We start from the raw sequence: 21,961 nt of genomic DNA, 5'->3' as shown, positions 1-21,961 counted from the left end.
ATATAAATGAGGTTAACCTCAAAAATTTATCTATTCGAAGGAGAATGAATGACATATAGTAAAAAGGGAACTTTTCTAAAGAGAACGACGGTGGGTACAGCATCATTATTGCTAGCAGGTGCTTTTTTGTTTGGTGGAGGAACTGTTCATGCCAATCAGGTAAACAATGGCTCAAAGGCACGTGGTGATGATTATCCCTATTATTATAAAAATGGAAATCAAAATATTGATAAATGGCGCCTATACTCAAGACAGTGCACATCTTTTGCAGCTTTTCGATTAAGTAGTGTTAATGGATTTGAACTACCAGCTGCTTATGGGCATGCGAAAGAATGGGGCTATCGAGCTCAAAAAGAAGGATATCATGTAGATCAGAGACCAGCGATTGGGGCTATTGCTTGGAGCACGAGGGGAACGCATGGTCATGTAGCTTGGGTTTCTAACGTGATTGGAGACATGATTGAAATCGAGGAGTACAATTACGACTATACAGAAACGTATCATCGTAGGACAGTAAAAGCAAGTTCTATGACTGGATTCATTCATTTTAAAGATGTAGGGAATGCTAGTGTAGGAAATTATCAATCTGTACTAGCCTCTAGTGGAACACATTATTTTACAGAAAAAGCAGCTATTATGAATCAGCCATCATTGACATCTACTATCATCGACTACTACGAACCTGGAATGAGTGTTCATTATGATCAAACTCTTGAAAAGGATGGTTATAGATGGATTAGTTATATGTCACGAAGTGGGAATAGACGTTATATCCCGTTAATTAAAACGGCAACCTCTAAGAATGGATGGGAAAAACAGGGGACAATCTGGTACTACTATGAAAATGACAAAGTGGCTCTTGGTTGGAAAAAAATAGACGGAAGTTGGTACTATTTCCAAACAAGTGGTGCCATGAGAACAGGATGGCTAAAAGACGGATCTAAGTGGTACTACTTGAAATCATCTGGAGAAATGCAGACGGGATGGTTAAAGGATAAGGGCATTTGGTATTACCTCGAAAGCTCAGGTGCTATGAAGTCTAGTCAGTGGTTCCAGGTTTCAGGGAAATATTATTACGTAAACGCATCTGGAGAATTGGCAGTAGATACGACAATAGATGGTTTCCAAGTCGACAGTAACGGTGCGCGAGTAGAAAAATCAACTCAATAAGCCTTCTCCTATAATCTAACTCTTAGCAATGGTATTTTTCCCTGCTTTCCTTTATAATGGGTGTATGGACAAGAAAAAATTATTACTAATTGACGGTTCTTCAGTTGCTTTCAGAGCATTCTTTGCGCTTTATCAGCAACTGGATCGTTTTAAAAATGACAATGGACTTCATACCAATGCAATCTACGGTTTTCACCTGATGCTAAATCATCTGTTGGAGCGTATTCAACCGAGTCATATCTTGGTTGCTTTTGATGCGGGGAAGACGACTTTCCGTACAGAGATGTATGCAGATTATAAGGGTGGTCGTGCCAAGACTCCGGATGAGTTTCGGGAGCAATTTCCTTTTATCCGTGAGTTGCTAGACCATCTGGGGATTCGCCATTATGAGTTGGCCCAGTATGAAGCAGATGATATCATTGGTACCCTGGGTCGCTTGGCTGAAAAGGAATCTTTTGATGTAACTATCGTCAGTGGAGACAAGGATTTAATTCAGTTAACGGATGAACATACGGTGGTTGAGATTTCCAAGAAAGGTGTAGCTGAGTTTGAGGCATTTACACCGGATTATCTCATGGAAAAGATGGGCATCACACCAACTCAATTTATCGATCTTAAGGCTCTCATGGGAGATAAGTCGGATAATATCCCTGGCGTAACTAAGATTGGTGAAAAGACAGGTATTAAGCTTTTGCTTGAACATGGCTCACTTGAAGGGATTTATGAAAATATCGATAGTATGAAGGCTTCTAAGATGAAGGAAAATCTTGTCAATGACAAGGAACAAGCCTTCCTATCTAAAACACTAGCAACTATCGATACGAAAGCACCGATTGAGATTGGACTGGATGATTTGGTTTATAGCGGTCCAGATGTGGAAAACCTTGGTAAATTCTACGATGAGATGGGCTTCAAACAACTGAAACAGGCCTTGAATGCTTCTCAGACCAATCAAACTGAAGCATTGAACTTTACTATGGTTGATAAAGTGAGCGAAGATATGCTTAGCGCCGACTCCATTTTTCACTTTGAGCTCTTTGGGGAAAACTACCATACAGATGAATTGATTGGTTTTGCATGGTCATGTGGGGATCAGCTCTACGCTACAGATAAGTTGGAACTGCTGCAGAATCCGATTTTTAAAGATTTTCTAGAAAAAACACCTCTAAAAGTGTATGATTTTAAGAAAGCAAAAGTTCTCTTAAATCGTTTTAGTTTGACTTTGCAGGCCCCTGCTTTTGACAGTCGTTTAGCCAAATATCTTCTATCGACAGTAGAGAACAATGAAATTTCAACCATTGCTAGTCTTTATGGCCAAACTTACCTAGTCGATGATGAAACCTTCTACGGTAAAGGTGTCAAAAAAGCTATCCCAGAGCGAGAGAAATTCTTGGAACACTTGGCTCGTAAGGTTGCTGTATTGGTTGAGACGGAGCCTGTCTTACTTGAGAAATTAAGTGAAAACGGGCAACTAGACCTCCTCTATGACATGGAGCAACCTCTGGCCTTTGTCCTTGCTAAGATGGAAATCGCTGGGATTAAGGTTAAAAAAGAAACCTTAATGGAGATGCAAGCTGAAAATGAGCGGGTCATTGAAAAACTGACGCAAGAAATTTATGAGCTGGCTGGTGAAGAGTTTAATATCAATTCACCCAAGCAATTAGGAGAACTACTCTTTGAAAAGTTAGGTCTTCCTCTAGAATATACTAAGAAAACCAAGACCGGTTACTCGACAGCAGTAGATGTCTTGGAGCGTCTAGCTCCTATTGCACCAATTGTCAAGAAAATTCTTGATTACCGTCAGATTGCTAAGATTCAATCTACTTATGTGATTGGTTTACAGGACTGGATTTTAGCTGATGGCAAGATTCACACGCGCTATGTACAGGATTTGACTCAGACAGGGCGTTTGTCTAGTGTCGATCCAAACTTGCAAAATATTCCTGTTCGGTTGGAACAAGGTCGCCTCATTCGTAAGGCTTTTGTACCAGAGTGGGAAGATAGTGTCCTTCTCAGTTCGGACTATTCACAGATTGAGTTGCGAGTTTTAGCCCATATCTCTAAAGATGAGCACTTAATCAAGGCCTTTCAAGAGGGGGCTGACATCCATACCTCAACAGCTATGCGGGTTTTTGGAATTGAACGCCCTGAGGATGTGACTCCAAATGATCGTCGTAATGCCAAGGCTGTTAACTTTGGAGTGGTCTACGGAATTTCAGATTTTGGTTTATCGAATAATCTGGGCATCAGCCGTAAAGAGGCTAAGGCTTACATTGATACCTACTTTGAACGCTTCCCAGGTATCAAAAACTACATGGATGAAGTGGTACGTGAGGCACGTGATAAGGGTTATGTAGAGACCCTCTTCAAACGTCGCCGTGAGTTACCAGATATCAATTCGCGTAACTTTAACATTCGTGGTTTTGCGGAACGTACAGCGATCAATTCACCTATCCAGGGTTCGGCTGCAGATATTCTCAAAATCGCTATGATTCAGTTAGATAAAGCCTTGGTAGCAGGTGGTTATCAGACTAAGATGCTGTTACAAGTACACGATGAAATTGTTCTTGAAGTGCCTAAGTCAGAATTAGCTGCTATCAAAAAACTCGTCAAACAAACCATGGAAGAAGCAATTCAACTGAGTGTTCCATTGATTGCTGATGAGAATGAAGGCGTGACTTGGTATGAAGCCAAGTAAAAAATGAATTAGCAGACAAAAAGAAATCCCCTTTGAATAGTATTGTTCAAGGGGATTTTTGTTGAGAAAATTTTGCAAGCAAAGATAAAAGTGATGTTATCTAGCTGGTAGTAGCATTATTTAATGTCTTTCTTTTGTTCTCTTTTAGCAAGTATTGGTAGAATAACACCCAAACCAATCAGAATAATTGGTGTTAAGATATTTGTAAGTAGAGAGAATTGCCAAGCAGTTGGATTCTCAGCATAGTTAATTTTTGGAACCATACCAAGGATACAAGCAAAGGCAGTAAAGAGGAAGCACCAAGTACCGATAACAAAGCCAAGCTTAGGATTGTTCACAAACTTGTATTCGGCATTTTTGTATGTTTTCCAAGCACGGTTGAGCATCATGTAGGCAAGGAATACCCAGAGATAACGCATCGGCATCACGATAGAATTGAGGTTGGTCATCCATTTTACAAGTCCGTCAATTTCCTGAATACCAAAAATTGGAAGGATGATGATAAGGCTAACGAGGACGCCTGTAAGGAGGTAACCGTTAATGAGGACACCTTTTTCAGTACGTTTACGAAGCCAGCTTGGGATGTAGTTTTCGTCAGCGTTATTGAGTAGGATTTGTAATGGTGCGTCAATAGAGAAGGCAAGTGCTGCGATTTGTCCGACCATGTTTGTAAGAGCATAGATTACGACAAAGAGGTTTCCAACGCCCCAATAATTTCCTAACATTTGGAAGGCTTGATAAGCACCATTACGCATGAGGTCTTCAGGGATATTATTGCCATCAAATAGCATTCCCATGGCAACAGAACCGAGGATAGCAGAGAGACCGACCATGATGGCCATGACAATCATACCTTTTGGAAATTCTTTTGCAGGATTGCGAGTCTGATTCACATAAGGGGAAATTTTTTCACAACCACCAACTGCAAAGACTAGTAGTGAAATCGTTGTAAAATAAGAAAAATCAAAGTTTGGAATGTAGGTGCTTAGTTGATCCATGTGTGGTGTCGCAAACTGAATATCTGGCTTGATGAAAGGCAGACCGACAGCCAAAAGCACGAAGAGTAAAGACATAACCAACATAGCACTTCCTGCCAAGCTACCGATGACTTTTAGAGTTGCCAATCCCTTTGTAGAAAGGTAGAGGAAAAGTCCAAAGATTAGTAAGCTGAGAATAACAATCCAGTGGAAGTCAATTTGTTTAAGAAATTGTCCGTTACCTTGTAAGGCCCATCCAAGTGGAATCAGGATCCCTTGTGGTTTTTGTGCGAGGTAAGGAATGTGAACAACCCAGTAAGTCCAAGCAGCAAAGTAGGCGAGACGTTTGGTTGATGTTTTTTCAACCCAGTCACTAACACCGCTTCCGCTCTCCTTGAAGGTAGAACCTAGTTGTCCAACGATGAGAGAATAAGGGATAAAGTAGAGTGCGAGGATTAAAACCCAAGATACGACGACAGAAATTCCCTGTTGAGAATAGTTGTTGACGACGTTTCCTAGCCCCCAAACCATGTTGAAGGCAATCAGAGAAACCATCAGCCAATTAAGTTGGTGTTGATCTTTTTTCATAATGTCTCCTTTTCTGATAATTTCAGTATATCATGTTTTTTTGAAAGCGCCTAACAAAATTTGAAATTTACTATAAAAATTGTAAAAACCAGCTAACAGATAGGCACTAGGGTTGCTTAGTTGAGAAAAACTTATCCACAATTTGTGGAAAAATCAATACCTACAGATTCGAAATATTTTAATAGTTTTGGTTCGGGAGAAATAGAAGAAATTGAGGAGTAACATCAGATAAAAAACCAGTATAATGCTTGATGTAGCAAAGTTTGTTGGCTATTTTTTATTCTAAATCATAGAGAATGGAATTGGAAAGATATTTTGGAAAATCTTGAAAATATTTTCCGAAGAAAGTTTGAAGGTTATTCACAACTTGTGGATAACTTTGTATGAATAGGAAACCCCTTTGCGCGTGACAAAGGGGCTTAGTTTATTGATGGTTTGGTAACCAGCTGAGTGTAAAGTCGATAGATTGGGCGTTTAGCAAATCTTGGTGATCAATACTCTGAACTTCTTGTCCGTCAAGATGACAGTCTTGGACAAAGTGGAAGTGTTCATGATTTTGCTGAGTACGAATATCCAACCACTGTTCTTTTTCTGCCAGATAGACACGAAGGTGGTCAAAGAGTGGAATTCCAAGGTCATAGTTTGCTTTTCCTGGGCAGGTCGGGTAAAGTCCAAGAGCAGACCAGACATACCAAGCTGATAGACTACCGTTATCCTCATCTCCTGGATAAGCATCCCAGCCAGATCGAAAGGCTTTTTGACGAAGGGTCTTGATTAGGAGACTGGTATATTGAGAATAATTACTATATCGAAAAAGATAAGGGATGTGGAAACTTGGTTGGTTTGAAATGGCTAGTTGACCAAATGGCGCTGTTGCCATTTCGCTCATCTCGTGAATTTCATATCCATAACCCGTCGTTTCAAAGAGTGGGAGACTTTGGCAAGTTTTCAAAAGATAGTTGCTAAAGGCTTCTTTTCCACCCATAAGTTGACTAAGGCCAGAAATATCATGTAAAACACCGAGACTGGCTTGAATAGCTGAGCATTCGGCGTAGTCCCGTCCCCAACTATAAGGAGAAAAGTCAGGACGGAAGTTACCATCTACATCACGCGCCCTCATATATCCTGTTTCAGGATCAAATAGATTCTGATAGTTTTTAGAATAGTGAGCATAGGTTTTTGCTAGATCTTCTTGCTCTAATTTTGCTGCACAAGTAGAGATGCAAAAATCACTGTAGGCATAGTCCAGTGTATGACTGACACTTTCGTGATAGTCTGTTGATAGATAGCCTAACTCTTGGTATTGTGCCAGACCGTGTCGCCCGTTGATAGATTTTGGATCTGCCTTGGTCGCAGTTTCAAGCATAGCTTTGAGAAATTCTTCTTCAAGATCAGGTGCCATGTCTTTACAAGCACTATCTGCAATAAGACCATCAATCAGGGTTCCAGGCATCATTCCCCTTTCGTCAGGGGCAAGCCACTTAGGCAGATATCCAGTATCACGATAGCTATTGAGGAAGCCTTCTAGAAACTGACGATAGCGCTCTGGAATAATCAAGGCAAAGAGTGGGAATGAAGTACGGAAGGTATCCCAAAAGCCATTGTTGGTATAGAGTAGACCAGGCTTGATAGTTCCTGCAGCTAGATCCATATGGATGTTTTCGCCTTGCTCATTTACCTCATAAAAGGTTTGCGGGAAAAGGAAAAGTCTGTAGAGGCAGTGGTCAAAAAATGTTCTGTCTACTGGCCCAGTTTCCACAACATCAAAGCGACCTAGGAGGTCTTCCCAACTCACTTTAGCGTTTGTTTTCGTTTCTTCAAAATCCTGTTTAGGAAGATTAAAGAGGGTCTGTTCTTTAGAAATAAAGGAAGTTGCTAGTTGAACCTGAGCTTCTGCTCCAGCCAAGTCAATTCGCCAGTCCTGTCCCTCTTGATTGATAGATAGAATATCCGTAGAGAATGCGAGAGCAGTAAACATGACGAGAGGACTTTTATTGGTTTCGGTTTCGCCTGTTTGTCTCAGGGCAAGAGTTCGCTTATCGACTTGTTCGACTGTTAGTTTATCCGCCGCGTGAAGATAGAGGGAAAGTTTTTTTCCTTGTATCTGTCTTAGTTGAATAGAAGCTCCATAGCAAGTGGGACTTAACTGAGTTTCAATCTGATAACGCTCAGAAAAAATTCTGAGATAATGAGGATTGAAAATAGCACGCTCAGGATTATAGGAAGACTGACGATGGAAGAGCGAGTCGCCGCTGATTTCTCCTGTTACTGGTGTCAGTAAGAGCCAGGAGTAATCCTCAATCCAAGGGCTAGGTTGGTGGGTTAGTCGAATACCCTGAAAGATAGGAAGATGGGGATCAAAAAACCATGCCCCTTCTTGATCACTGGTTTGGGGGACAAAGTAATTCATGCCAAAAGGAACCCCAGTGTATGGTAGGGTGTTTCCTCGTGAAAATGCATGTTTACTGGCTGTTCCAAAACGCGTATCAATGGTTTCAAGTATAGGTTTCATAGTGATTTCCTTCTGTAGAAGTTTTGTATTCAGTATAACACAAAAATAAAAAAAGCATATAGAAGTAAAAGAATGTATAAATATATATATTTAAAATTTACAAATATAATCTTTTTTGCTAGAATGAGGGTAAGAAAGGAGATTATTATGAGTAATATTGATGAACACTCTACTAATGAAGAGTTAGTAGAAAAAGAGGAGTTGCAATCTGTGGAAGCAACAGAAGAGGATGTGAAAGAAAAAACACCTTCTTCAGAGACAGCAGAACCTACAGTTGAGAAAGAAGAAGCACCATCTTCTACGGGAACTCCAAAGCCTGCGACAGAGGAGTCATCTAAAGAAGCAGTTGCTACACCTACAGCTACTAAAGGTTTTGATGTAAATGAACTTGTGGAAAAAGCAAAAGATTTATTCCAAAAGAGAAAAATTGCTGTTATTGGTGTTCTTGCAGCAGTTGCTGTACTAATTGTTGCGCTTGTTGGTTTCAAGGTATATGATTCTCAACCAAAGAGCTTGTTAGATGTTGTTCAAGTACAATTTTCAGGATACGATGAGTCTGGAACATTGACTTACAATAGTGATGAAGTTACAGCTAAGCTTCAAGAAATAGCTTATAAAAAAGCTGGATTTAGTGCCAGACAAGCAGAAGGACTGGCACAAAAAGATCCAGTTACTTTTTCAGAAGTTACCAGAGATCCAAAACTAGCGTCAAAATATAGCAAGGCAGATGCTTTGATTAGAAGTGTCCAATTTAGCTTTGATAAAACAAGTGACCTAAAAAATGGAGATGAGGTTACTTTCAGCGTTGTGACTACTTCAAAGAGTGCACCGGTTAAGGCTGAAAAGAAAACCTTCAAAGTTGAAAATCTTAAAGAATATGAAAAAGTTTCAGCTTCTGATTTGTTGACTGAAACACCTGTAACATTCGCTGGACTTAACGGCTATGGTACTGTTTCAATCGCTAAAAATTCTAAGAATGAAACTTACTTCGATTTTGAAAATGGTGAACGTCCAAAGAATTTGAAAAACGGCGATAAAGTTACTTTGAAAGTGAATGATGCTTATATTAATTCTTTGAAATCATCTGGTAAAATGGTAGATTCTAAGACTGTCGAAGTGACTGTCGAAGGACTTAAAGACTTGAAAGATGTGAAGAACTTTGCTGATTTGTTGAAGAAGAATGAAGACTACAGCAAGTCAGAACACAAGAATGATTCATATACTACGTATACTTTAGAGTCACAAGGAAGCTACTTGAAAGTGATTCCTGGCGAAGACAAAAATTCAAGTGCGAAAATCTCCTTAATCACTGTCTACAAAGTCACAAAGACAAGCTCTGGATTTTCAAACTCAACAACTGTCCGCTACAAATACTTCGGTTATGATGCCTTCCTATTGAAGGACGGAAACTTGGATCTCAATACGGCTTCGAAAGTGTCTGACAGTTGGGGAACTGAAGACTATGAAGGTTTGAAATCAGAATTGTTGACGAACGGATATAAAGAATTCGATAATAAAAAAGACAATAAGAAAAGTGAATAAAAAGTTGGGCTTTCCCAACTTTTTTTCATAAGTTTGTTTCAAAACGACTTTAGTTTGTGTATATCTTTTGGACCTATTTTTTCTTATACTGAAAATGAAAATTTGTTTGAAAGAGGCAAAACAGTTTATGGTTTATTCAAAAGAAATTGTCAGAGAGTGGCTAGATGAGGTAGCGGAGCGTGCTAAAGATCATCCGGAATGGGTAGATATTTTTGAACGTTGCTATACAGACACTTTAGACAATACAGTTGAAATCTTAGACGACGGCTCGACCTTTGTACTGACTGGAGATATCCCAGCTATGTGGCTTCGTGACTCAACTGCTCAGCTGAGACCTTATCTTCATGTGGCTAAAAGAGACCCTCGTTTGCGTCAGACCATTGCTGGTTTGGTCAAACGACAGATGACTTTGATTCTCAAGGATCCCTATGCCAACTCTTTCAATATTGAGGAGAACTGGAAGGGCCATCACGAGACTGATCACACCGATTTGAATGGCTGGATTTGGGAGCGCAAGTATGAAGTTGATTCGCTTTGCTACCCTTTGCAGTTGGCTTATCTTCTGTGGAAAGAAACTGGTGAGACTAGCCAGTTTGATGAAACTTTTGTCACAGCGACCAAGGAAATTCTTCATCTCTGGACAGTTGAACAAGACCACAAGAATTCACCGTATCGCTTCGTTCGTGATACCGACCGTAAGGAAGATACGTTGGTTAATGATGGTTTTGGACCTGACTTTGCCGTGACAGGGATGACCTGGTCAGCCTTTCGTCCAAGTGATGACTGCTGTCAGTATAGCTATTTGATTCCGTCAAATATGTTTGCAGTGGTTGTCTTGGGTTATGTGCAAGAAATCTTTGCAGAATTGAAACTAGCCGATAGCGAGAGCATTATTGCTGATGCCAAACGACTCCAAGCTGAGATTCAAGAAGGAATCGAAAATTACGCCTACACTACAAATAGTAAGGGCGAGAAGATCTATGCCTTTGAGGTAGACGGTCTAGGAAATGCTAGCATCATGGATGATCCGAACGTACCAAGTTTGTTGGCTGCTCCATATCTGGGGTACTGTGATGTTAACGATGGAGTGTATCAAGCTACTCGTCGCACTATCCTGAGCCCTGAAAATCCATACTTCTACCAAGGAGAGTACGCAAGTGGACTTGGAAGTTCTCATACCTTCTACCGCTATATCTGGCCGATTGCCCTTTCTATCCAAGGATTGACAACAACGGATAAGGCAGAGAAGAAATTCTTGCTAGATCAGTTGGTTGCCTGTGATGGTGGAACAGGTGTGATGCACGAAAGCTTCCACGTAGACGATCCGACACTCTACTCACGCGAATGGTTCTCATGGGCCAACATGATGTTCTGCGAATTAGTCTTGGATTACTTGGATATTCGCTAATACTCTTCGAAAATCAAATTTAAACCACGTCAGCTTCGCCTTGCCGTATATATGTTACTGACTTCGTCAGTTCTATCTACAACCTCAAAGCAGTGCTTTGAGCAACCTGCAGCTAGCTTCCTAGTTTGCTCTTTGATTTTCATTGAGTATAAGGAGCACGCTTTAGCTTCACTGATTCTTGTTAGAATTACAAGTTTATATTTAAAACATTAAAAATTTAAGTTAGAATGAGGTTTTACTCATGGAAAATGTTGTTGTACATATCATCTCTCACAGCCACTGGGATCGTGAGTGGTATCTACCTTTTGAAAGTCACCGTATGCAATTGGTGGAACTTTTTGACAATCTGTTTGATCTTTTTGAAAATGACCCTGAATTCAAGAGCTTCCACTTGGATGGACAAACCATCGTCCTCGATGACTATTTAGAAATTCGTCCTGAAAACCGTGACAAGGTGCAGCGTTATATCGACGAAGGCAAATTGAAGATTGGGCCTTTCTATATCTTGCAGGATGATTACTTGATCTCCAGTGAAGCCAATGTCCGCAATACCTTGATTGGTCAAGCTGAATGTGCAAAATGGGGCAAATCTACGCAGATTGGTTACTTCCCAGATACCTTTGGAAATATGGGGCAAGCTCCTCAAATTCTTCAAAAATCAGGTATTCACGTAGCAGCCTTTGGTCGTGGTGTTAAACCAATCGGATTTGACAACCAAGTCCTCGAAGATGAGCAATTCACTTCTCAATTTTCTGAAATGTACTGGCAAGGTGCAGACGGTAGCCGTGTACTCGGTATCCTCTTTGCTAACTGGTACAGTAACGGGAACGAAATTCCGGTAGATAAAGACGAAGCTTTAGCTTTCTGGAAACAAAAATTGTCAGATGTTCGTGACTATGCATCGACTAATCAATGGTTGATGATGAACGGATGTGATCACCAACCAGTTCAACGAAATTTGAGTGAAGCCATTCGTGTGGCAAACGAACTTTTCCCTGACGTGACCTTTGTTCACAGCTCCTTTGATGAATACGTTCAAGCAGTCGAAAGTGCACTTCCTGAACACCTATCAACTGTTACAGGTGAGTTGACTAGCCAGGAAACGGATGGTTGGTACACCCTTGCCAATACCTCATCTTCACGTATTTATCTCAAACAAGCCTTCCAGGAAAACAGCAACTTGCTAGAGCAAGTCGTGGAACCATTGACTATTCTTACAGGAGGGCATAATCATAAGGATCAGTTGACCTATGCTTGGAAAGTGCTTTTGCAAAATGCACCACACGATAGCATCTGCGGATGTAGTATTGACGAAGTTCACCGTGAAATGGAAACTCGCTTTGCCAAGGTCAACCAAGTTGGGAACTTCGTCAAAACAAACCTTCTCAATGAATGGAAACACAAAATAGCAACTCAGGAAGCACAAAGCGACCACCTCTTTACAGTCATCAACACTGGATTACATGACAAGGTTGATACTGCCAGTGTTGTGGTAGATGTAGCCACTTGTGATTTCAAGGAATTGCACCCGACAGAAGGCTTTAAGAAAATGGCGGCTTTGAGTTTGCCAGATTACCATGTTCAAGATTTGGATGGTCATGTCATTGAAGCCAAGATTGAAGACTTGGGGGCAGGTTTTGGTTATACCTTACCCAAGGATAAATTCCGTCAACCTTATATTGCACGTCAAGTGCGCGTGACAATTCCAATTCACCTTGCACCACTTTCTTGGTCAAGCTTCCAATTAGTCGAAGGGCCAGCAGCACAAAGCGATGGTATCTTCCAAAATGGAGTTATTGATACTCCATTTGTGACCGTAAGTGTAGATGAAGGTATCACAGTCTACGACAAGACTACAAACGAAGCTTACGAGGACTTTATCCAATTTGAGGACCGTGGCGATATCGGGAATGAGTACATTTATTTCCAACCAAAAGGAACAGAGCCAATTTTCGCTCAACTGAAAGGTTATGAAGTTCTGGAAAACAATGCTCGCTATGCTAAGGTCTTGCTCAAACACGACTTTACTATTCCAGTCAGCGCAGATGAAAAATTAGATGCTGAACAAAGAGGCATCATCGAGTTCATGAAACGAGATGCAGGTCGTTCAGAAGAGCTGACAACTATTCCCCTTGAAACTGAGATGACTGTCTTTGTGGACAATCCACAGATTCGCTTCAAGACGCGCTTCACCAATACAGCTAAGGATCACCGCATTCGTCTCTTGGTCAAAACTCATAACACTCGACCAAGTAACGATTCTGAAAGCATCTATGAAGTAGTGACACGACCAAATAAACCAGCAGCTTCTTGGGAAAATCCTGAAAATCCACAACATCAACAAGCCTTTGTCAGCTTGTATGATGACGTCAAAGGGGTAACAGTGGCCAATAAAGGATTACATGAATACGAAATTTTAGGGGACGATACCATTGCCGTGACCATTCTCCGTGCTTCAGGTGAGCTAGGTGACTGGGGCTACTTCCCAACACCAGAAGCCCAGTGTTTGCGCGATATCGAAGTTGAGTTTGCAGTAGAATGCCATCAAGCCGGCGAACGTTTCTCAGCCTTCCGTCGTGCCAAAGCCTTCCAGGTGCCATTTACAGCTCTTCAAGTTGCAAAACAAGAAGGTAGCGTCGCTGCAACAGGTAGTCTCTTCAACCATGCAGCCCTCAACTTGCCACAAGTCTGCCCAACAGCCTTTAAAGTTGCTGAAAATGAAGAAGGGTACGTCCTTCGTTACTACAATATGAGTCAAGAAAATGTTCGCGTGTCTGACAAACAACAAACCATTCTTGACTTGTTGGAACGCCCATATCCAGTTCATTCAGGACTATTGGCACCGCAAGAAATTCGTACAGAATTGATTAAAAAAGAAGAAATTTAATTTCAAAAAGAAAACATAAACAGAAAGGAGGAGCGAAAAAGTAAGAACCAACTGCTGATTCGCTCCTTTTTACAGGTAAAAGCAATGACCATTGCAACGATTGATATCGGAGGGACTGGGATTAAGTTTGCTAGTCTCACTCCTGATGGAAAGATTTTAGATAAGGCCAGCACCCCAACGCCAGAGACTCTAGAAGAGTTGCTTGCTTGGTTGGACCAACGTTTGTCAGAACGTGACTACCGTGGGATTGCCATGAGTGTGCCAGGGGCTGTTAATCAAGAAACAGGGGTGATTGAGGGAATTAGCGCCATTCCTTACATCCATGGTTTTTCTTGGTATGAGGCCCTTGCTCATCGCAAACTGCCTGTTCATTTAGAAAATGATGCCAACTGTGTTGGACTCAGTGAACTGCTAGCTCACCCAGAGATTGAGAATGTAGCCTGTGTCGTAATTGGTACAGGGATTGGTGGTGCCATGATTATCAATGGGAAACTTCACCGAGGTCGTCATGGTTTGGGTGGTGAGTTTGGCTACATGACCACCATCGAACCTGCAGAAAGACTCAATAACTGGTCGTTACTAGCTTCTACGGGAAACATGGTACGTTATGTGATTGAAAAATCAGGTCAGTCTGACTGGGATGGCCGTAAGATTTATCAAGAGGCGGCAGCCGGCAATGCCCTTTGCCAAGAAGCTATTGAACGCATGAATCGTAACCTAGCTCAAGGCCTGCTCAATATCCAATACCTGATTGATCCAGATGTGATTAGCCTAGGTGGCTCTATCAGTCAGAACCCAGATTTTATCAAAGGGGTGCAAAAAGCAGTAGACGCCTTTGTGGAAAGATATGAAGAATATACTATCGCTCCAGTCATTCAAGCTTGCACCTATCATGCAGATGCCAATCTCTACGGTGCCCTTGTCAACTGGTTACAGGAGGAAAACCAATGGTAAGTTTTACAGGACTTAGTCCCAAACAAGCCCAATCTATCGAAGTATTAAAAAATCACATTTCTCTACCAGATGTAGAGGTGGCAGTCTCTCAGTCTGACCAAGCTTCTATCTCTATCAAGGGTGAGAATGGGCAGTATCAACTGACCTACCGTAAGCCTCATCAACTCTACCGTGCTTTATCTGTGCTAGCAACAGCTTTAGCAGAAGGGGACAAGGTAGAGATTGAAGAGCAGGCGGCCTATGAAGATTTAGCCTATATGGCGGACTGTTCGCGCAATGCCGTGCTTAATGTCGCATCGGCCAAACAGATGATTGAGGTCTTAGCTCTCATGGGCTACTCAACCTTTGAGCTCTATATGGAGGACACCTATCAGATTGAGGGACAGCCTTACTTTGGTTATTTCCGTGGGGCTTATTCAGCTGAAGAATTACAGGAAATCGAAGCATACGCCCAACAGTTTGACATGACCTTTGTCCCATGCATCCAAACCCTGGCCCACTTATCAGCCTTTGTCAAATGGGGTGTCAAAGAAGTCCAACAACTCCGCGATGTAGAAGACATTCTTCTCATCGGTGAAGAAAAAGTCTACGACCTGATTGACGGTATGTTTGCGACGTTATCTAAACTACAAACTCGCAAGGTCAATATCGGGATGGATGAAGCTCACTTGGTCGGTTTGGGTCGTTATCTTATCTTGAACGGTATTGTGGACCGTAGTCTTCTCATGTGCCAACACTTGGAGCGCGTGCTGGATATTGCAGACAAGTATGGTTTCCACTGCCAGATGTGGAGTGATATGTTCTTCAAGCTCATGTCAGCAGATGGTCAGTATGACCGTGATGTGGAGATTCCAGAAGAAACGCGTGTTTACCTAGATCGTCTCAAAGGCCGTGTCACCTTGGTTTACTGGGATTATTATCAGGATAGCGAGGAAAAATACAACCGAAACTTCCGTAATCACCACAAGATTAGTCAAGATATCGCCTTTGCTGGTGGTGCCTGGAAGTGGATTGGTTTTACGCCCCACAACCATTTCAGCCGTCTTATTGCAGTAGAAGCCAATAAAGCTTGCCGTGCCAATCAGATCAAGGAAGTCATCGTGACAGGTTGGGGGGACAATGGTGGGGAAACAGCCCAGTTCTCGATTCTGCCTAGCTTACAAATCTGGGCAGAACTTAGCTATCGTAATGATTTAGAGCGTCTATCAGCTCACTTCAAGATCAACACAGGCTTATCGATTGAGGACTTTATGCAACTTGACTTGGCTAACCTCTTGCCAGACCTACCAGATAATCTCAGTGGTATCAACCCTAATCGCTATGTCTTTTATCAGGATGTTCTTTGCCCAATCCTTGACAAGCACATGACTCCTGAGCAGGACAAACCACACTTTACCCAGGCAGCTGAGACTCTTGTTGCTATTAAAGAAAAAGCAGGAAACTATGCTTATCTCTTTGAAACTCAGGCTCAGTTGAACCAGATTTTAAGCAGTAAAGTAGATGTGGGCCGACGCATTCGTCAAGCCTATCAAGCAGGTGATAAAGAGAGTTTGCAACAAATTGCTAGGGAAGAATTACCAAAATTAAGAAGCCAGATTGAAACCTTCCACAAACTCTTTAGCCACCAATGGTTGAAAGAAAACAAGGTCTTTGGCTTGGATACCGTAGACATTCGTATGGGTGGGCTCTTGCAACGGATCAAGCGCGCAGAAAGTCGCATTGAAAACTATCTAGCAGGCGAAATCTCTCGTATCGACGAACTAGAAGTAGACATCTTGCCATTCAACGATTTCTACGGGGATCAAGAGTTCGCAGCCACAACGGCTAACCAGTGGCATACTATTGCGACAGCTTCGACTATTTATACGACCTAGAAAAACTCTATTCAGAAAAGAAGTTTCTCGTGAAACCTATTCTTATATAAAAAAGTTCTCCACATAAAATAATTTGTGGAGTTTTTTCTATAATTTGTAGTTTAAACTGTCCTAAAAATAAGAGTATACTATTTTTGTAAACGTTATCAAGACTAAAAATGTGAGATTATGAAGTTTTAGAAAATAAAAAGGGAGGAAATTATGAACAAGTTTTCAAAAACTTTAAGAGATAATTGGATTTTTCTCTTAATGGTTCTACCAGGGACAATTTGGTTGATTTTATTCTTCTACATCCCAGTATTTGGGAATGTGGTTGCCTTCAAAGACTACCATATGACTGGTGAAGGATTTGTCCACAGTATTATAAATAGTAGATGGGTCGGACTAGATAACTTCAAGTTCTTGTTTAGTTCAAAAGATGCCTTTGTCATTACTCGAAATACAGTTCTCTACAACCTTGGATTTATCTTTATCGGTTTGATTGTATCAGTTGGTATTGCCATTATCCTTAGTGAACTTCGATCTAAGAGAATGGTTAAAATCTACCAAACCTCTATGTTGTTTCCTTACTTCCTATCTTGGGTTATCATCAGTTTCTTTACAGATGCTTTCCTAAACATCGATAAAGGGCTTATCAACCGTACCCTAGAATCTTTTGGAATGAAGGGGATTAACTTCTACGCTGATATCAGTATCTGGCCTTTTCTTCTCCTCTTCCTAGGTGTCTGGAAAGGCTTCGGTTATAGTAGTGTTATGTACTACGCAACCATCATGGGTATTGATCCAACTTACTACGAAGCAGCAACAGTTGACGGTGCTAGCAAATGGCAACGTATCCGTAACGTAACCATTCCTCAGTTGACACCGCTAGTGACAGTATTGACCATCCTTGCAGTCGGAAATATCTTCCGTGCAGACTTCGGTCTTTTCTACCAAATCCCTCACAATGCTGGTCAGCTCTATAGTGTAACAAACGTATTGGACGTCTATGTCTTTAACGGATTGACTCAGACAGCAGATATCGGTATGGCTTCGGCAGCCGGCCTCTACCAGTCAGTTGTCGGTTTGATTCTGGTTATCCTATCAAACTTACTTGCAAGACGTGTTGATCCTAACTCGGCACTATTCTAGAAAGGAGGAGCATATGGCAAAAAAAATTCAAAAAGAAAAAATTGATAATGTTGGCATACACTCCTTCAGCAAAAAAGCAGATATTTTCTTTAGTATCATATCTGGTTTGCTAGCCTTCTCTTGTATCTTGCCTTTCATCTTTGTTATCATTATCTCAATTACAGATGAGAAGAGTATCGTTCAACATGGATATAGCTTCTTCCCATCACAATTTGGATTAGATGGCTTTGAGTTTTTGGCTCAGTTCAAAGATAAGATTTTACAAGCGCTTTTTATCTCAGCTTTTGTAACAGTTGTTGGAACTTTGACAAACGTCTTTATCACAACAACATACGCTTACGCCATCTCTCGTACAACATTTAAGTATCGTAAATTCTTTACAGTCTTCGCTCTTCTCAGTATGTTGTTCAATGCTGGTTTGGTACCAGGCTACATTGTGGTAACTCAGTTGCTTCACCTTGGTGATACCATTTGGGCCTTGATTGTTCCAATGCTTCTATCACCATTCAACATCATGTTGATGCGTTCCTTCTTCAAGAAGACCATCCCAGAAGCAATCCTCGAATCAGCTCGTATCGACGGGGCTAGTGAGGCTCGGATCTTCTTCCAAATCTGTTTACCACTTTCTCTTCCAGGGATTGCGACTATCACACTTTTGACAGCACTTGGATTCTGGAACGACTGGTTTAATGCTCTACTTTATATCAAGAGTGACAACTTGTATCCATTGCAATATTTGCTCATGCAAATTCAAAACAACATGGATTACATTGCTAAGTCAGTTGGGATGTCAGGACAACTTGCAGTTGCCCTACCAAAAGAAACAGGTCGTATGGCCATGGTCGTAGTTGCGACTGTTCCAATTGCGATTCTCTATCCATTCTTCCAACGCTATTTTGTAAAAGGTTTAACTATCGGTGGTGTTAAAGAATAAGAGACGCTGAGAAACAAGTTTTCTCTACCCTATCTAACTTTTCTTTGTTGAAAAGTAGATCACTAAAATTGTTTTAAATTTAAAAATAAAAAAAGGAGTTTTTATCATGAAAAACTGGAAAAAATATGCTTTTACTTCAGCTAGCCTTCTAGCTTTGGCTGCTGGACTTGCAGCTTGTGGTAACCTTAAAGGAAACAACCAAAAAGCTGCTGAATCATCATCATCGTCATCAGGTGACAAAACTGTTATCAAGATGTACCAAATCGGTGACAAACCAGATAACTTGGATGAGTTGCTAGAAAATGCAAACAAAATCATCGGAGAAAAAGTTGGTGCTAAATTAGATATCCAATACCTTGGTTGGGGTGACTACAGCAAGAAAATGTCAGTTATCACTTCATCAGGTGAAAACTATGATATCGCATTTGCAGATAACTACGTTGTAAACGCTCAAAAAGGTGCTTATGCTGACTTGACAGAATTGTACAAGAAAGAAGGAGCTGACCTTTACAAAGCACTTGACCCAGCTTACATCAAAGGTAACACTGTAAACGGTAAAATCTATGCAGTTCCAGTTGCAGCCAACGTTGCATCTTCACAAAACTTTGCTTTCAACGGCCCACTTCTTGAAAAATATGGAATCGATATCTCAGGTGTAACTTCATACGAAACACTTGAACCAGTATTGAAACAAATCAAAGAAAAAGCTCCAGATGTAATGCCATTCGCTGTTGGTAAAAACTTTATCCCATCAGAAAACTTTGACTACCCAGTTGCAAATGGTCTTCCATTCGTCATCGACCTTGAAGGCGACACTACTAAGATCGTAAACCGTTACGAAGTTCCTCGTTTCGTAGAACACTTGAAGACTATGCACAAATACTATGAAGCAGGATACATTCCAAAAGACGTAGCAACAAGCGATACTTCATATGACCTTACTCAAGATACTTGGCTTGTTCGCGAAGAAACAGTAGGACCAGCTGACTACGGTAGCAGCTTGCTTTCTCGTGTTGCTAACAGAGATATCAAAATCAAACCATTTACTAACTTCATCAAGAAAAACCAAACAACTCAAGTTGCAAACTTTGTAATCTCAAACAACTCTAAGAACAAAGAAAAAGCAATGGAAGTGTTGAACCTCTTGAACACTAACCCAGAACTCTTGAACGGACTTGTTTATGGACCAGAAGGCAAGAACTGGGAAAAAGTTGAAGGTAAAGAAAACCGTGTTCGTGTCCTTGATGGATACAAAGGAAACACTCACATGTCAGGATGGAACACTGGTAACAACTGGATCCTTTACATCAACGAAAACGTTACAGATGAACAAATTGCACAATCTAAGAAAGATTTGGAAACTGCAAAAGAATCTCCAGCGCTTGGATTCATCTTCAACACTGACAACGTGAAATCTGAAATCTCAGCTATCACTAATACTATGCAACAATTCGATACAGCTATCAACACTGGTACTGTAGACCCAGAAAAAGCTATTCCAGAATTGATGGAAAAACTTAAATCTGAAGGTGCTTACCAAAAAGTATTGGATGAAATGCAAAAACAATACGATGAATTCTTGAAAAGCAAAAAATCTTAAGATAGATTGATTTCGTGTATTCATTCCTAAAAAGAGCAATCACTATCTTGTCTGGGTATTTCCAGATGGGGTAGTGATTCTTTTTTATAGTTGTTGCGAAAAGGCTAAAGAGATGGCTATAATAGCCTTTTAAAAATATTCATAATAATATATGAATAGAGCTTAATTGAGCTAATACCCCTATTAGTTTAATTAAGTAGATTTTCAAATGAATCTAGCTTATAATAAATATACAAGACAATGAAAGCGCTTAACATTGTGAAAATTACTTTATCTATTTATTGATTTCTAGACTAGTCATCTAGGATAAGTAGGTGAAAAACCGACAATATTTGTCAACAATTCCCTTTGGGAATAAGAATTTTACATGAGGTTATTCATATGAAAAAAACACCCAATCGTTGGTTAATTTTGGCAGCAGCCATTTTAACGAATCTCTCTCTAGGCGCTGGTTACGCCTGGTCAGTCTTTCAAAAGGCACTGCTAGAAACCAATGCTAGTCAAGGATGGGTTCAAGCCCAGACTTCTTTGGCCTTTAGTATTTCTTTTGCAATGGTACCTGTTGGTATGATTATTTTTGGTCCTAAAGTCGATTCAGTAGGACCTAAGAAATTTGTATTTTTAGGTGGTATTCTCTTTGGTGCTGGTATGTTTGCTACAGGATTTGCTACCTCTCTTCCAATCCTTTACCTCACTTACGGGGTTGTCCTAGGACTTGGTATCGGTGCTGCTTATGGAGCATCTACTTCAGTTGCCACTAAGTGGTTCCCAGATAAAAAAGGTCTAGCTGGTGGTTTGACAGCAGCAGGTTTTGGGTTGGGTCCCCTTATTATCGGTCCAGTTGCCAAAGCTTTGATTGCTTCTATGGGTGTTTACTCAACATTCAAAGTATTAGGTATCATTCTTCTAATTGTTATTTGTACGTCTTCATTGGTAATGGAAAAAGCTCCTACGGCTGCGCCAGTAGCTGGAGCTGCTCAACCAGAAGGTAAAACTTACAAAGAAATGCTCCGTGACGGAAATTACTGGCTTCTATGGTTGATTTATGTTCTTGGTGCTACTGGTGGAATGATGATCATCGGTTCTGCTGCAGCAATTTCTGACCAATATCAACTTGTTGGAGAAGCTACTCTCTTCGTTATGTTAGTATCTATCGCTAACACATTTGGACGTATCTTCTGGGGTACAGTTTCTGATAAGATTGGTCGTTACCCTACAGTTATTGCTATGTTTGGAGCAGTTGCTGCTGGATTGTTGCTCACAGCCTTATTCAAAGGCCCAGGAAGCATCTTGGCTATCCTTGGTGTAATGATGGTTGCCTTGTCATTCGGTGGTTTCCTAGGTTCTTTCCCAGGTATTACTGCTGAAAACTGGGGAGTAACTTATGTAGGAACAAACTACGGTTGGATGTTTACTGCATACGGTGTTGCTGCGATTGCAGGCCCTCAGCTAGGTGCACGAATTGCCCAAGCCAACCAAGGAGACTATACAATGGCCTTCTTCATCGTAATCGGTATGGCATTTGTTGGTATTCTTCTACAGCTTTTCTACATGGCTAAAATGAAAAAAGCTTAAAATCATAAATCCTTGGAAAAATCCAAGGATTTTTTATTGTTTTAAATCATATGTGGGATTGGAAATCAGAACGAGTCCTAGTTATAGGAGGTTAATTTTCAGTCAAATAAA

13 protein-coding genes are annotated in these 21,961 nt (G+C 40.8%); 11 read left to right on the top strand and 2 right to left on the bottom strand.

All coding sequences use genetic code 11. From position 1 onward, the window contains the following. The first annotated feature begins 48 nt into the window (after nucleotides 1–48). Both ACTO1Y_RS06075 and polA read left to right on the top strand, forming a co-directional pair. Nucleotides 49–1,170, top strand: coding sequence for an SH3 domain-containing protein (locus tag ACTO1Y_RS06075; protein WP_441348666.1), 1,122 nt, complete (start codon nucleotides 49–51; stop codon nucleotides 1,168–1,170). A gap of 64 nt (nucleotides 1,171–1,234) precedes the next feature. After that, entirely contained in the window at nucleotides 1,235–3,868 is a 2,634-nt protein-coding gene (gene polA, locus ACTO1Y_RS06070; RefSeq protein WP_235083616.1) for a DNA polymerase I, read from the top strand. 116 nt (nucleotides 3,869–3,984) lie between these two features. Here polA and ACTO1Y_RS06065 read toward each other — a convergent pair whose 3' ends face one another. Beyond that, nucleotides 3,985–5,433: an APC family permease gene (locus tag ACTO1Y_RS06065; RefSeq protein WP_441348665.1), complete on the bottom strand. Its 1,449-nt coding sequence runs from the start codon at nucleotides 5,431–5,433 to the stop codon at nucleotides 3,985–3,987. A 424-nt stretch (nucleotides 5,434–5,857) separates the two neighbouring features. Then, a complete protein-coding gene (locus ACTO1Y_RS06060; protein WP_441348664.1) occupies nucleotides 5,858–7,945 on the bottom strand; it encodes a GH92 family glycosyl hydrolase in 2,088 nt (695 codons plus the stop codon). A gap of 147 nt (nucleotides 7,946–8,092) precedes the next feature. Between ACTO1Y_RS06060 and ACTO1Y_RS06055 the strand changes: the two genes are divergently transcribed. The 9 genes from ACTO1Y_RS06055 to ACTO1Y_RS06015 all read left to right on the top strand — a co-directional run bounded on the left by ACTO1Y_RS06055 (nucleotide 8,093) and on the right by ACTO1Y_RS06015 (nucleotide 21,850). Beyond that, nucleotides 8,093–9,487 carry a hypothetical protein gene (locus ACTO1Y_RS06055; RefSeq protein WP_441348663.1) on the top strand — a complete coding sequence of 465 codons (1,395 nt, stop codon included), beginning with the start codon at nucleotides 8,093–8,095 and terminating at the stop codon, nucleotides 9,485–9,487. Between the two features lie 127 nt (nucleotides 9,488–9,614). Further along, nucleotides 9,615–10,895: a glycoside hydrolase family 125 protein gene (locus ACTO1Y_RS06050; RefSeq protein ID WP_441348662.1), complete on the top strand. Its 1,281-nt coding sequence runs from the start codon at nucleotides 9,615–9,617 to the stop codon at nucleotides 10,893–10,895. Nucleotides 10,896–11,136: 241 nt separating this feature from the next. Next, complete coding sequence (locus tag ACTO1Y_RS06045) at nucleotides 11,137–13,782, top strand: alpha-mannosidase (RefSeq protein ID WP_441348661.1); 2,646 nt, start codon at nucleotides 11,137–11,139, stop codon at nucleotides 13,780–13,782. 84 nt (nucleotides 13,783–13,866) lie between these two features. Beyond that, nucleotides 13,867–14,736 carry an ROK family protein gene (locus tag ACTO1Y_RS06040; protein WP_441348660.1) on the top strand — a complete coding sequence of 290 codons (870 nt, stop codon included), beginning with the start codon at nucleotides 13,867–13,869 and terminating at the stop codon, nucleotides 14,734–14,736. Continuing rightward, entirely contained in the window at nucleotides 14,730–16,610 is a 1,881-nt protein-coding gene (locus ACTO1Y_RS06035) for a beta-N-acetylhexosaminidase (RefSeq protein ID WP_441348659.1), read from the top strand. Before ACTO1Y_RS06040 ends, ACTO1Y_RS06035 begins: the two co-directional genes overlap by 7 nt. Nucleotides 16,611–16,811: 201 nt before the next feature. Continuing rightward, complete coding sequence (locus ACTO1Y_RS06030) at nucleotides 16,812–17,741, top strand: ABC transporter permease (protein ID WP_441348658.1); 930 nt, start codon at nucleotides 16,812–16,814, stop codon at nucleotides 17,739–17,741. 13 nt (nucleotides 17,742–17,754) lie between these two features. Beyond that, nucleotides 17,755–18,675 carry a carbohydrate ABC transporter permease gene (locus ACTO1Y_RS06025; RefSeq protein ID WP_441348657.1) on the top strand — a complete coding sequence of 307 codons (921 nt, stop codon included), beginning with the start codon at nucleotides 17,755–17,757 and terminating at the stop codon, nucleotides 18,673–18,675. Nucleotides 18,676–18,781: 106 nt separating this feature from the next. Continuing rightward, a complete protein-coding gene (locus ACTO1Y_RS06020) occupies nucleotides 18,782–20,275 on the top strand; it encodes an ABC transporter substrate-binding protein (protein ID WP_441348656.1) in 1,494 nt (497 codons plus the stop codon). Nucleotides 20,276–20,656: 381 nt separating this feature from the next. Beyond that, the gene (locus ACTO1Y_RS06015) at nucleotides 20,657–21,850 is read left to right on the top strand and encodes an L-lactate MFS transporter (protein ID WP_441348655.1); all 1,194 of its coding nucleotides are present in this window, start codon (nucleotides 20,657–20,659) and stop codon (nucleotides 21,848–21,850) included. The last annotated feature ends 111 nt before the right edge of the window (nucleotides 21,851–21,961 follow it).

The sequence above is a fragment of the Streptococcus sp. V728 genome (assembly GCF_052077995.1).
Classification (GTDB): domain Bacteria; phylum Bacillota; class Bacilli; order Lactobacillales; family Streptococcaceae; genus Streptococcus; species Streptococcus infantis_B.
The sequence above is the reverse complement of the archived record's forward strand: the minus strand, read 5'-3'. Positions and strand labels throughout refer to the sequence as shown.